Below are 13,818 nucleotides of genomic sequence, written 5' to 3'. Positions count from 1 at the left end.
CGCGCGCCGGAAAGCCCGTGCCGTGCTGCCTCCAACGGCCGCCGGCACGAACCCGTGTGATACATTTCAACGTCAGTCTGCAAAACTACCATATCGCCGCCCGTCCGCCGCATGTCCGACCGTCAGGAATCCGCCGTAGCTGCGCCCGAAGCGGGACCTCCGAAGCACGATCATCCGGTCCTGCGTCGCGTGTTCAGGGTGACGCTGGCAGTCGGGATCGGCACCTACTTCGTCGCGTCCGGCGCGTTCCTCGGGCTGCGCTACGTGCTGCTGCCGCGCATCGACGAATACCGCCCGCGCATCGAGCGCGCGGTGTCCGACAAGCTCCACGCGCAGCTTTCGATCGGCAAGCTTTCTCCGAACTGGTCCGGCATGCAGCCGGGCGTCGAACTCACGAACCTGACGATCCGCGGCCGCGACGGCAAGGTCGCGCTGTCGGTGCCGCACGCGACGGCCGCGCTGTCGTGGATGTCGCTGCTGCGGCTGTCGCCCGCGCTGTCGAGCCTGATCGTCGACCAGCCCGACCTCGTCGTCGCGCGGGCGGCCGACGGCTCGCTGAGCGTCGCGGGGGTCGGCGTGGCCACCACCCACGGCGGCAACGACACGTTCGGCACCTGGCTGCTGAAGCAGGAGGCGATCGTGCTGCGCGGCGGCACGCTGCGCTGGCGCGACGCGCAGCACGACGCGCCGGAGCTCGTGCTGGCGGGCATTCGGCTCGCGGTGCTGAACGACGGCCGCGTGCACAAGGCCGCGCTGCAGGCGCCCGCGAACGGTACGCTGCTGCTCGGCCCGCTCGATTTCCGCGCACGCTTCAAGCACAAGCCGCTCGCGCCGATCGGCAAGCCGGCGAACTGGACCGGCGACGCGTACCTGTCGACCGGCCCCGTCGACCTGCAGACGCTCACGCGCTATCTCGACGTGCCGCTCACGATCCACGCGGGCCGGATCGACAACGCGATCTGGGCGACCTTCGGCGACGGCCATCTGCGCTCGGCGGGCGGCGACCTGCAAGGCGCCGACGTCGCGCTGCGCGTGCGCCCGACGCAGCCGCGGCTCGACGTGCCGACGGTCGGCTTCGGCTGGGACGTGGTGCTCGATGCGGGCCACGACTACACGCTGCACCTGACGCGCTTCAATGCAGAGCTCGGCCAGCCGCCGCTGCCGGACGGCACGCCGCTCGCCCGCTCGCTCGCGCTGTCGACGCTGACGGCGCGCTACCGCGTGCCGACCGCGAACCAGGGGCAACTGCTCAGCGTGGTCGGCGACCGCGTCGATCTCGGCATCCTCAGCGAATTCATCCGCGGGCTGCCGCTGCCGGCGCGCCTGCGCAACGAGCTGATCAAGATCGACCCGCGCGGGATGGTGTCGAACTATCACATCGAGGTGGAGCGCGCGAAACCCGCGCGCGCCGATCTCGCCGACGAGGAGCGGCGCATGGGTGCCGCGCCGATCGTCCGCTACCGCTTCCTCGGCGATCTGCAAGGCATCAGCTTCGCCGCGCAGGAGCCGCCGCCCGGGCTCTCGCCGCGCGGTCACCCGCGCGCCGGCTGGCCGGGCGTCGAGAACCTGTGGGGCCGCGTCGATGCGAACGAGACGGGCGGCGCCGCGCATTTCGACACGGTCCACGCGGCCGTCACCGTGCCCGGCGAGTTCGACGAGCCGCGCCTGACGTTCGACCGGCTGCGCGGCAACGCCAAATGGACGATCACGCCCGCGCCGGGCGACAAGCACGCGCGCGTCGACGTGTCGCTGCCCGACCTGTTCGTGTCGAACCCCGACGCCGAAATCGCGGTGTCGGGCTCGTACACGAATCCCGGCCACGGCCGCGGCTCGCTCGACCTGCGCGCCGATTTCGCGCGCGCATCGGTCGCGCGCATTCCGCGCTACCTGCCGACCGGGATGTCCGAGCACCTGCGCGACTATCTCGGCCACGCACTGCAGGACGGCAACGTGACCAAGGGCGCGTCGATCGTCGCGCGCGGCCCGCTCGAGAAATTCCCGTTCGAACACGAGCCGGACGCCGGCGTGTTCCACATCGTCGCGCCGTTCACCGGCGGCCGCTTCGAGCCGACGCCGTACCCGCCGCGCAAGCTCGCGAACGGCACGCCGAGCGTCTGGCCGGCGCTCGACGGGATCGACGGCGTGTTCGAGCTCGCGCAGAACAAGCTGCGCTTCGACATCGCGCGCGCGCGTTACAAGCGCGTCACGCTGACGAAGGTCGCGGGCCGCATCGACGATCTCGGCAATCCGTCGCACTCGCCGCTGATCATCGACGGCCATGCGCAAGGCCCGCTCGCCGACCTGATCGACTATGCGGACAACAGCTCGCTCGGCACGATGAGCAACCATATCGGCCAGCGGATCGACGCGCAGGGCCCCGCGTCGCTCGCGCTCAAGATCACGATTCCGCAGCACGTCCCCCATCCGCACACGCACGTCGAAGGCGCGCTCGCGTTCGGCGGCAACACGCTGTCGACCCGCGGCGTGCCGCCGCTGTCGGCCCTGCGCGGCAGCGTCCGCTTCACCGAAGCCGGCGCATCGCTGCACGACCTGTCGGGGCGCTTCCTCGGCGGCCCGGTGCGCGCGAACGGCACCTTCCGGTCGCACGGCCCGTACGCGGTGGACGTCGACGGCCGGCTCGCGCTCGACGCCGCGCGCGGCCTGAACCTGCACGGCGCGGCCGCCGCGCTGCTCGAACACGTGGTCGGCGACGCGCCGTACAAGGTCGCGGTGCGCGGCGCGCCGGGCCGCCTGCCCGACGTCAGCGCGCAATCCGACCTGACGGGCGTGGCGCTGAACTTCCCGGCGCCGTTCGCGAAACCGGCCGGCACGCCGATGCCGTTCCGCTTCACGCTGCAGCCGGCGCCGCAGGCGGACGGCAAACGCCTCGAACACGCCGACCTGACGCTCGGCCCCGTGACCGCGACCTACCTGCTCGACGCGACGCGCGGCCAGCCGCTGCGCGCGGTACGCGGCGCGATGGGCATCCACCGGATGCCCGACATGCCGCAGGACGGCGTGAGCGCGGCCGTCGACGTCAACGAGCTGGACGCCGACGCGTGGCTCGCCCTCGCCCACACGCTGAAGCCCGACACGCCGCGCGCGCCGGAACCGCAGGCGGCACCGCGCGTCGATTTCGCGAGCTTCGCGCCGAAGCGCTTCGCGTTCCATTTCGGCACGCTGAAGCTGCTCAAGCGCAACTGGGAAAACGTGATCGTCGGCGCGTCGCACGTCGACGACCTGTGGCAGGCGAACATCGCGTCGAACCAGGTGTCGGGCTACCTGTCGTGGGCGCCGGGCGGCGGTCACAACGGCGCGGGCGTGCTCAACGCGCGGCTCGCGAAGCTCGTCGTGCCGCAGCGTGCGGAGCACGACCTCGTCGGCCGTGCGATGAACCTGCCGACGCCGACCGACCGCCCGATGCCGTCGATCGACCTGATCGTCGACCAGGTCGTCGCGCGCGATCACGACATCGGCCGGCTCGTCGTCAACGCGCGCAACATCGACGAGGACGGCACGCCCGTGTGGCAGCTCGACAAGCTGGAGCTGTCGAACCCGGCCGCGAAGCTGACGGCCACCGGCAACTGGCGCACGTCGCGCCGCGCGCTCGCCCGCGGCGCCGACGAAATCGATGCGCCGCGCCGCACCGTGTTCGACTTCAAGCTCGACATCGACAACGCGGGCGCGCTGCTCGACCGCGTCGGCCTGCCGCGCACGCTCGCGGACGGTCACGGCTCGGTCACGGGCAAGGTCGGCTGGCGCGGCGGCCCGACCGCGCTCGACTTTCCGTCGCTCGGCGGCCAGGTCGCGGTCGACCTGGAGCACGGGAAGATCCTGAAGGTCGACCCGGGCGCGGCCAAACTGCTCGGCGTGCTGAGCCTGCAGAGCCTCGCGCGTTTCCTGACGCTGAACTTCCGCGACGTGGTCGGCAAGGGGCTGCCGTTCGACAAGATCGCCGGTACCGGCCGGATTTCGAACGGGATCGCGCGCACCGACGACTTCTCGATGATGACGGGCCCCGCGAACGTCACCGTGCGCGGCGCGGTCGATCTCGGCGCCGAGACGCAGGATCTGCATGCGCACGTCGCGCCGAAGATCAGCGCGGGCGCGGCCGCGATCGGGGCCGCCGTCATCAATCCGCTGCTCGGCATCGGCGTGCTGGCCGCGAACTACGCGCTGTCCGAGACGCTGTCGCACGCGTTCGCGCTCGACTACGCGATCACCGGCTCGTGGGCGCACCCGCACATCGAGCGGGTGCGGAGCGATCGGGGTAAGATGAATCACGGTCCGGCCGATGCATCGAGCCATTGAGCGCACATCGAACCGCAGGGGCCCGGGCCGCACCCCATTTATGACGCAACCGATTCCGCGATGACCGACCACGCCCGTTCCGCCACGCCCTTCCAGGTCGCCGCGCTGCAGATGGTGAGCGCGCCGGACGTCACCCGCAATCTCGCCGAAGCGCGCCGCCTGATCGCGGAAGCCGCCGGCGAAGGCGCGCAGCTCGTGCTGCTGCCCGAATATTTCTGCTTCATGGGCCACCGCGACACCGACAAGCTCACGCTCGCCGAACCGTACCGGGACGGCCCGATCCAGCAATTCCTCGCCGACGCCGCGCGCCGCCACGGCATCTGGGTGATCGGCGGCACGCTGCCGCTGAAGGCGCCGGAACCCGACCGCGTGCTGAACACGACGCTCGTGTTCGATCCGTCCGGCAACGAGGCCGCGCGCTACGACAAGATCCACCTGTTCAACTTCGAGAAAGGCGACGAATCGTTCGACGAGGCGCGCACGATCCGCGCGGGCGACACGGTCGTCGCGTTCGACGCCCCGTTCGGGCAGGTCGGCCTGTCGGTCTGTTACGATCTCCGCTTTCCGGAGCTGTATCGCCGCATGGGCGACTGCGCGCTGATGGTCGTGCCGTCGGCTTTTACGTATACGACGGGCCGCGCGCACTGGGAAACGCTGCTGCGCGCGCGGGCCGTCGAGAACCAGTGCTACGTGCTCGCGGCCGCGCAGGGCGGCAAGCACGAGAACGGCCGGCGCACGTGGGGCCACAGCATGCTGATCGACCCGTGGGGCGAGATCGTCGCGGTGCGCGACGAGGGCGCGAGCGTCGTGCTCGGCGCGATCGATCCGCAACGCATCGCCGACGTACGCCAGAGCCTGCCCGCGTGGCGGCACCGCGTGCTGAGCTGAATCCGCCGCACCGCTTGAAACGCCGCGCGGCCCATCATCTGCCCGGCAGCACCCGACAACTTTTTGAGAACCCCGATATCCGCATGAACATCATCGAACCCGGCATCCGCAACCTCGCGCTGGCGAAGGACATCCTGCTCACGCCGTACGGCCTCGACGAAAGCCTGCTCACGCGCACGATCGCCGACATCTTCACGCATCGCGTCGACTACGCGGACCTGTACTTCCAGGCGACCCGCAGCGAAGCGTGGAGCCTCGAGGAAGGCATCGTCAAATCGGGCAGCTTCAGCATCGACCAGGGCGTCGGCGTGCGCGCGGTCGCGGGCGACCGCACCGCGTTCGCGTACTCGGACGACCTGTCGCCCGAAGCGATCGCGCAAGCCGCCGCCGCGACCAAGGCGATCGCGGCGGCCGGCGGCGGCCGCCAGAAAATCAAGGCCGCGTCGTCGCTGACCGGCATCTCGGGCCGCGACCTGTACCTGCCGTCCGATCCGCTCGCGTCGCTCGACGCGACGGCCAAGGTCAAGCTGCTCGAGCGCATCGAGCAGATGGCGCGCGGCCGCGACCCGCGCGTCACGCAGGTGATGGCGGGCCTCGCCGGCGAATACGACGTCGTGCTGGTCGCGCGCAGCGACGGCGCGCTCGCGGCCGACATCCGGCCGCTCGTGCGCGTATCGGTCACGGTGATCGCCGAACAGAACGGCCGCCGCGAGATCGGCTCCGGCGGCGGCGGCGGCCGCTTCGACTACGGCTACTTCACCGATGAGATCCTGTCGCGCTACGTCGACGACGCCGTGCACGCGGCGCTCGTGAACCTCGACGCACGCCCCGCGCCGGCCGGCGCGATGACGGTCGTGCTCGGGCCGGGCTGGCCGGGCGTGCTGCTGCACGAGGCGATCGGCCACGGGCTCGAGGGCGACTTCAACCGCAAGGGCTCGTCCGCGTTCGCGGGCCGGATCGGCGAGCAGGTCGCCGCGAAGGGCGTGACCGTCGTCGACGACGGCACGCTGCCGAACCGCCGCGGCTCGCTGAACATCGACGACGAAGGCAATCCGACGCAGTGCACGACGCTGATCGAAGACGGCATCCTGAAGGGCTACATCCAGGACACGCTGAACGCGCGCCTGATGAAGATGCCGGTCACCGGCAACGCGCGGCGCGAGTCGTACGCGGCGCTGCCGATGCCGCGCATGACGAACACGTACATGCTGAACGGCGACAAGGATCCGCAGGAAATCATCGCGTCGGTGAAGAACGGCCTGTACGCGGTGAACTTCGGCGGCGGCCAGGTCGACATCACGAACGGCAAGTTCGTGTTCTCGGCGTCCGAGGCGTACATGATCGAGAACGGCAAGGTCACCTACCCGGTGAAGGGCGCGACGCTGATCGGCAGCGGCCCGGAATCGCTGAAGTACGTGAGCATGATCGGCAACGACATGTCGCTCGACACGGGCGTCGGCGTATGCGGCAAGGAAGGCCAGAGCGTGCCGGTCGGCGTCGGCCAGCCGACCCTGCGGATCGACAAGATGACGGTCGGCGGTACGGCATAACCGCATCGCGGCGCAGACAATCCGCGCATTTTGACGAAAACGCGCGGATTGTCCGCATTTTTGAACGACCCCGGTTGCCAACCACGCAGGGACCGGGTATAAATTCCGAATCAACTTTTTTGACGAGCCGAATTTCCGTCATGTCCGCCAAGTTTTACTTTTACTTTTTTTGGTATCTCAGACCGCTGGCGGATCGAGAGGGTTGATGGCGCGTAAAGCGCAACCGAAATTCCCGAAAAAACCGCCGGCGAACCCGGCGGTTTTTTTTCGCCCTTCGTCAGCCGGTCGCCGCCGCAGCGGTCCCGCGGCCCCGACCGAAACCACTGAATTGCCCGAATTGATGAATCTGCCGCACGCGCACTGACCGAACGGCGCCCCGGAAAATGAGGAGAAACAGCATGCCCCCGCACAACACCGACGACGTCCGCATTCGCGAACTCAAGGAACTGACGCCGCCCGCCCACCTGATCCGCGAATTCGCGTGCTCCGAAGCCGCGTCCGAGCTGATCTACCACTCGCGCCAGTCGATGCACCGCATCCTGCACGGGATGGACGACCGGCTGATCGTCGTGATCGGGCCGTGCTCGATCCACGACACGAAGGCGGCGATCGAATACGCGGGCCGGCTCGTGAAGGAACGCGAACGCTTCAACGGCGAGCTGGAAATCGTGATGCGCGTGTACTTCGAGAAGCCGCGCACGACGGTCGGCTGGAAGGGGCTCATCAACGATCCGCACCTCGACAACAGCTTCAAGATCAACGAAGGGCTGCGCACCGCGCGCGAGCTGCTGCTGCAGATCAACGAAATGGGGCTGCCGGCCGCGACCGAATACCTGGACATGATCAGCCCGCAGTACATCGCCGACCTGATCTCGTGGGGCGCGATCGGCGCGCGCACGACCGAGTCGCAGGTGCACCGCGAGCTGGCATCGGGGCTGTCGTGCCCGGTCGGCTTCAAGAACGGCACCGACGGCAACGTGAAGATCGCCGTCGACGCGATCAAGGCCGCGTCGCAGCCGCACCATTTCCTGTCGGTGACGAAGGGCGGCCATTCGGCGATCGTGTCGACGGCCGGCAACGAAGACTGCCACGTGATCCTGCGCGGCGGCAAGACGCCGAACTACGACGCGGACAGCGTGAACGCGGCCTGCGCGGACATCGGCAAGGCCGGCCTCGCCGCGCGCCTGATGATCGATGCGAGCCACGCGAACAGCTCGAAGAAGCACGAGAACCAGATCCCGGTGTGCGCGGACATCGGCCGCCAGATCGCGGCCGGCGACGAGCGCATCGTCGGCGTGATGATCGAGTCGCACCTCGTCGAGGGTCGCCAGGACCTGAAGGAAGGTTGCGCGCTGACCTACGGCCAGAGCATCACCGATGCGTGCATCGCGTGGGACGACAGCGTGAAGGTGCTCGAAGGCCTCGCGGAATCGGTGAAGGCGCGGCGCGTCGCGCGCGGCAGCGGCAACTGAAGGACGCCGACAGGCTGACCGTATGGCCCCGCCTGACGGCGAGTTGGCCATACGGCCAGCGTGCGGTCGGCGGGTTGCTCTGCCAGACTAGCTAACATTACCTAGCCAGCCAGAGGATCGACCATGTCGACCGTCAACCTGCGCGATGCGAAGTCGCGGCTTTCCAGCCTCGTGGAGGCGCTTGAATCGGGGCGCGAAGCCGAAGTCGTGATCGCCCGCAATCGTCATCCGGTCGCCCGGATCGTTCCGTACACCGCGCCGAAGCGGATCGGTGCAGCCCGTCAGTTGCTTGCCGGATTGAACATCCCGACAAGCGTCGACGCATTCAATACCGGCGATGAATCGATCGCCGCGGACTTCGATGCCAGCCCGGACCAAGGGCTCGCGCCGTGAACGTGCCGCTCGATACGCACGTCGCGCGCTGGGCGGCTGAAGGCGCGCCGCAATTTCGTACGGCGCCGCAAGTAAAAAGCCCGGCTCGCGCCGGGCTTTGTCATTTCGTCGTTGCCTCGGCCGCAACCGGCCGTCAGATCCTCATTCGAGCGCGCCCGACCCGAAGATCTCGGTGTTCACGCGTTCCGGCGCGACGCCGAGCGCGACGAGCGCATCGCGCTGCGCCTTCATGAACGCGATCGGCCCGCAGATGTAGTAGTCCGCGTCCGGCACCAGCGCGTACTGCTGCACACGCTCCGGCGTGAGGCGCCCTTCGAGGTCGTGATCGATGCCGGCGCGATCGTTCGGGCCGACCAGCTCATACAGCACCGTGCGCTTCACGTTCGCGTGCTCGCGCGCCGTGTCGTTCAGCCAGTCGCGGAACGCGTGCACCGCGCCCGAACGGCATGCATGGACGAACCGCACGTCGCGCGGGCTGCCTTCGGCGATCAGTGTCGACGCCATCGACATCATCGGCGTGATGCCGACGCCGCCCGAGATCAGCACGACCGGCGTATCCACGTCGCGCTTCAGCGAGAAGTCGCCCATCGGCGCGGTCACCTCGACGATCGCGCCCTCCTCCACGCCATCATGCATCAGCGTCGACACCTTGCCGGCCGGGATCGCGTCGGCCTTGCCGGCCTCGCGCTTCACCGAGATGCGCAGCCATTTGCCGTGCGGCGCGTCGGACAGGCTGTACTGGCGCGGCTGGTCGACGCCGAGATCGCCGACGAAGCGCTTCACCGTGATGTACTGGCCGGGCTCGAAGGTCGGCGCGCCGCCGCCATCGGCGGGCGTCAGGTAGAACGACGTGATTTCGTCGCTTTCACGCACCTTGCGCGCGACCTGGAACGGGCGGAAGCCGCTCCATGCGGCGCCTGCGTAAAGATCGGCCTCGGCGCCGATCAGGATCTGCGCGAGCTGGCCGTACGCGACGCGCCACGCTTCGAGCGTATCCGCATCGACTGCATCGCCGAGCACCTCGACGATGGACGCGAGCAGGTTCTCGCCGACGATCGGGTAATGCTCGGGGCGGATGTTCAGGCTCGCGTGCTTGTGCGAGATGCGCGACACCGCGCCGCCCAGCGCGCCGAGGTTGTCGATGTTCGCCGCATACGCATAGACGGCCTTCGCGAGCGTCTCCGGCTGGCTGCCGGTCTTCTGGTGCGTCTGGTTGAACAGGTTCTTCAGTTCCGGATGACGCGCGAACATGCGCTGATAGAAATGCTTCGTGATCGTCGCGCCGTGCTCGGCGAGGACGGGGGCGGTGGCCTTCACACGGGCCATCTGGTCAGCGGTGATGTGGGTCATGTTCGTTCTCCGTTAAACATGCACATACGATACATGTTTAAAAACAGGCGCCCCTCGGGCAAATTGTCGCAGTGCGCAAAAAGCGGGATGGCGCGTTAGCGGACGCGCTCGCGCTCCCACAGCACGTCGGCGCCGCCGCCGGCGCGGTTCAGCACGCGCGCCAGTACGAACAGCAGGTCGGACAGCCGGTTCACGTAACGCCGCGGCGCATCATTCAGCGTATCGGTGCGGCCGAGCGCGACGATCGAGCGCTCCGCGCGTCGGCACACGGTTCGGCACACGTGTGCGAGCGACGCCGCGCGCGAGCCGGCCGGCAGGATGAATTCCTTCAGCGGCGGCAGCGTCGCGTTGTAATCGGCGAGCCACTGGTCGAGGCGCGCGAGATGCGTGTCGTCGAGCACCGCGTGGCCGGGGATGCACAGCTCGCCGCCGAGATCGAACAGGTCGTGCTGGATCGTGACGAGCGCGGTGCGCACGTCGTCCGGCAGCGGCTCGGCCAGCAGCACGCCGAGATTCGAGTTCAGTTCGTCGACGTCGCCGATCGCGGCGATCCGCGCGTCGTCCTTGCCGATGCGCCGCCCGTCGCCGAGGCCGGTGGTGCCGTCGTCGCCCGTGCGCGTCGCGATCTTGCTCAAGCGGTTGCCCATGCGAATGTCCTCTCGTGCGCGGCCGCGACGCGGCCCGGTTGGCTGGAACGCGATTATCGCAGCCCGCGGCGGGAGGCGCAGCAGGCGTTACAGCGTAGAATGGGCCGACAGTATGACAAGCAGTCAGGAGACATTCGTGAACCACCCTGCCCCGCCGGCCGCCACGCGCCGCCCGCTGCCCCCCGCCATGCTCGATGCGCTGCGCGCCGCCTTCGGCGAGCGCGTGTCGACCGCCGACGCAGTCCGCGCCCATCACGGCCGCGACGAATCCCCGTTCGATCCGCAACTGCCCGACGCCGTCGTGTTCGCGCGCAGCACCGACGACGTGCGCGAAGTCGTGTCGCTGTGCTCGCTCTACAGCGTGCCGCTGATCCCGTACGGCGCCGGCTCGTCGCTCGAAGGCCACCTGCTCGCGGTGCGCGGCGGCGTGTCGCTCGACCTGTCGGAAATGAACCGCGTGCTGTCGATCAACGCCGAAGACCTGACCGTGACGGTCGAGCCGGGCATCACGCGCAAGGCGCTCAACGAAGCGCTGCGCGACACCGGCCTGTTCTTCCCGATCGACCCGGGCGCCGACGCCAGCATCGGCGGGATGACCGCGACCCGCGCATCCGGCACCAATGCCGTGCGCTACGGCACGATGCGCGAGAACGTGCTCGGCCTCACCGCGGTGCTCGCGGACGGCCGCGTGGTCAAAACCGGTTCGCGCGCCCGCAAGTCGTCGGCCGGCTACGACCTCACGCGCCTGTTCGTCGGGTCCGAAGGCACGCTCGGCGTGATCACCGAGATCACGCTGCGCCTGCACCCGCTGCCCGAAGCCGTATCGGCCGCGATCTGCACGTTCCCGACGATGGGCGACGCGGTGCGCACCGTGATCGAGACGATCCAGATCGGCGTGCCGATCGCGCGCGTCGAATTCGTCGACGCGCTGGCCGTGCGCTCGATCAACCGTCACTCGAACCTGACGCTGGCCGAAGCGCCGACGCTGTTCTTCGAATTCCACGGCACCGACGCCGGCGTGAAGGAACAGGCCGAACTCGTGCAGGCGCTCGCCGGCCAGAACGCCGGCCAGGGCTTCGAATGGGCGACGCGCCCCGAGGATCGCACGCGGCTCTGGTCCGCGCGCCACAACGCGTACTTCGCGATGCTGCAGTTGAAACCCGGCTGCCGTGCGGTAACGACCGACGTGTGCGTGCCGATCTCGCAGCTCGCCGCGTGCGTCGAGGAAACCGAGGTCGACCTGCGCGCGTCGTCGCTGCCCTGCCCGATCGTCGGCCACGTCGGCGACGGCAATTTCCACGTCGCGATCCTGATCGATCCCGACAAGCCCGAGGAGCTCGCCGAAGCCGAACGCATCAACGACCGGATCGTCGAGCGCGCGCTGCGGCTGGGCGGCACCTGCACGGGCGAGCACGGCGTCGGGCTGCACAAGATGCGCTTCCTGCCGCAGGAGCACGGCGACAACGCGATCGACACGATGCGCGCGATCAAGCTCGCGCTCGATCCGCGCAACCTGATGAATCCGGGCAAGATTTTCACGTGCTGACCCGGCGGCGCGACATCGCGCCCCACGCTGGAGACCTCATGAACGCTCCCGTCGAACTGTCGAGCGCCGCACGCGCGCAGCGCCAGCGCGAAGTCGTGCAGGCGCTGATGGCCGTGCTGCCGACGCACTGCCTGCTGTACCGCGACGAGGACACGGCGCCGTACGAATGCGACGGCCTGTCCGCCTACCGCCGGCTGCCGCTCGCGGTCGCGTTGCCCGAGACGGAATCGCAGGTGCAGCGGATCGTGCAGATCTGCCGCCGCATGGAAGTGCCGATCGTGCCGCGCGGCGCCGGTACGAGCCTGTCGGGCGGCGCGCTGCCGATCGCGCTCGGCGTCGTGCTGTCGCTCGCGCGCTTCACGCGCATCGTCGAAGTCGACCCGTACGCCCGCACCGCGACCGTGCAGCCCGGCGTGCGCAACCTCGCGATCTCGGAGGCGGCCGCGCCGTACGGCCTGTATTACGCGCCCGATCCGTCGTCGCAGATCGCGTGCACGATCGGCGGCAACGTCGCGGAAAACTCGGGCGGCGTCCACTGCCTGAAATACGGGCTGACCGTGCACAACGTGATGCGCGTGCGCGCGGTGACGATCGACGGCGAGGTCGTCGAATTCGGCTCGCTCGCGCTCGACATGCCAGGCCTCGACCTGCTCGCGGTGATGATCGGCAGCGAAGGGATGTTCGCGATCGTCACCGAGGTCACGGTGCGGCTGATCCCGAAGCCGCAGACCGCGCAGCTCGTGATGGCGAGCTTCGACGACGTCGTCAAGGGCGGCGAGGCGGTAGCGGCGATCATCGCGTCGGGCATCATCCCGGCCGGGCTCGAGATGATGGACAAGCCGGCCACGCAAGCCGTCGAGGCGTTCACGCACGCGGGCTACGACCTCGACGCGAAGGCGATCCTGCTGTGCGAATCGGACGGCACGCCGGAAGAAGTCGCCGAGGAGATCGTGCGGATGACCGCCGTGCTGCGCGAACACGGCGCGACGCGCATCCAGGTGTCGCGCAACGAACACGAGCGGCTGCGCTACTGGTCGGGCCGCAAGAACGCGTTCCCGGCCGCCGGCCGCATTTCCGCCGACTATTACTGCATGGACGGCACCGTGCCGCGCCGCGCGATCGGCCCGCTGCTCGCGCGCATCGAGCAACTCGAAACGCGCTACGGGCTGCGCTGCATCAACGTGTTCCATGCGGGCGACGGCAACATGCATCCGCTGATCCTGTACAACGCGAACGATCCGGACGAGCTGCACCGCGCCGAGCAGTTCGGCGCGGAAATCCTCGAATGCTGCGTGGAATTCGGCGGCAGCGTGACGGGCGAGCACGGCGTCGGCATCGAAAAACTCAATTCGATGTGCGTGCAGTTCTCGCCGCAGGAGCGCGATGCGTTCTTCGCGGTCAAGCGCGCATTCGATCCGGCCGGGCTGCTGAACCCGGACAAGGGCATCCCGACCCGCGCGCGCTGCGCCGAATACGGTCGCCAGCACGTGCGCGGCGGGCTGCTGCCGCACCCCGACCTGCCGCGTTTCTGAACGGCGCACGGGTCGCGGCTCCGCACCGGCGGCCGCGGTGCGGGGCTCTGCCGCGCCCGCGCGGCGCGGTCGCGCGCCGGCGCCGGCATGCCGCACGCGAGACGGGGCTTAGGGATAGTCGCGATGTGG

At 69.1% G+C, this 13,818-nt stretch carries 9 protein-coding genes; 7 read left to right on the top strand and 2 right to left on the bottom strand.

Annotated features, from left to right (window positions below):
• Nucleotides 1–111: 111 nt before the first annotated feature.
• From JYG37_RS05620 to JYG37_RS05600, 5 genes are all read left to right on the top strand, one after another.
• Complete coding sequence (locus JYG37_RS05620) at nt 112–4,311, top strand: YhdP family phospholipid transporter (protein WP_050011774.1); 4,200 nt, start codon at nt 112–114, stop codon at nt 4,309–4,311.
• A gap of 60 nt (nt 4,312–4,371) precedes the next feature.
• On the top strand, nt 4,372–5,199 hold the full coding sequence (locus JYG37_RS05615) for a carbon-nitrogen hydrolase family protein (RefSeq protein WP_050011775.1): 828 nt from the start codon (nt 4,372–4,374) through the stop codon (nt 5,197–5,199).
• 83 nt (nt 5,200–5,282) lie between these two features.
• Complete coding sequence (gene tldD, locus JYG37_RS05610; protein WP_050011776.1) at nt 5,283–6,749, top strand: metalloprotease TldD; 1,467 nt, start codon at nt 5,283–5,285, stop codon at nt 6,747–6,749.
• Nucleotides 6,750–7,147: 398 nt separating this feature from the next.
• Entirely contained in the window at nt 7,148–8,221 is a 1,074-nt protein-coding gene (gene aroG, locus JYG37_RS05605; protein WP_050011777.1) for a 3-deoxy-7-phosphoheptulonate synthase AroG, read from the top strand.
• Between the two features lie 123 nt (nt 8,222–8,344).
• A complete protein-coding gene (locus JYG37_RS05600; RefSeq protein WP_050011778.1) occupies nt 8,345–8,614 on the top strand; it encodes a type II toxin-antitoxin system Phd/YefM family antitoxin in 270 nt (89 codons plus the stop codon).
• A 141-nt stretch (nt 8,615–8,755) separates the two neighbouring features.
• On the opposite strand, the gene hmpA is transcribed toward JYG37_RS05600, so the two are convergent.
• Together hmpA and JYG37_RS05590 are read right to left on the bottom strand one after the other, a co-directional pair.
• Nucleotides 8,756–9,964: an NO-inducible flavohemoprotein gene (gene hmpA / locus JYG37_RS05595; protein ID WP_089488178.1), complete on the bottom strand. Its 1,209-nt coding sequence runs from the start codon at nt 9,962–9,964 to the stop codon at nt 8,756–8,758.
• 95 nt (nt 9,965–10,059) lie between these two features.
• Nucleotides 10,060–10,611, bottom strand: coding sequence for a cob(I)yrinic acid a,c-diamide adenosyltransferase (locus JYG37_RS05590; RefSeq protein ID WP_050011780.1), 552 nt, complete (start codon nt 10,609–10,611; stop codon nt 10,060–10,062).
• Nucleotides 10,612–10,747: 136 nt separating this feature from the next.
• On the opposite strand from JYG37_RS05590, the gene JYG37_RS05585 reads away from it, so the two are divergent.
• Both JYG37_RS05585 and JYG37_RS05580 read left to right on the top strand, forming a co-directional pair.
• A complete protein-coding gene (locus JYG37_RS05585; protein WP_204383665.1) occupies nt 10,748–12,157 on the top strand; it encodes an FAD-binding oxidoreductase in 1,410 nt (469 codons plus the stop codon).
• A gap of 38 nt (nt 12,158–12,195) precedes the next feature.
• Nucleotides 12,196–13,689: an FAD-linked oxidase C-terminal domain-containing protein gene (locus JYG37_RS05580; RefSeq protein ID WP_050011782.1), complete on the top strand. Its 1,494-nt coding sequence runs from the start codon at nt 12,196–12,198 to the stop codon at nt 13,687–13,689.
• Nucleotides 13,690–13,818: the final 129 nt, after the last annotated feature.

The sequence above is a fragment of the Burkholderia sp. LAS2 genome (genome assembly GCF_018417615.1).
GTDB lineage: Bacteria > Pseudomonadota > Gammaproteobacteria > Burkholderiales > Burkholderiaceae > Burkholderia > Burkholderia sola.
Note: the sequence above shows the minus strand (reverse complement) of the source record. Positions and strands in the feature narration are given on the sequence as shown.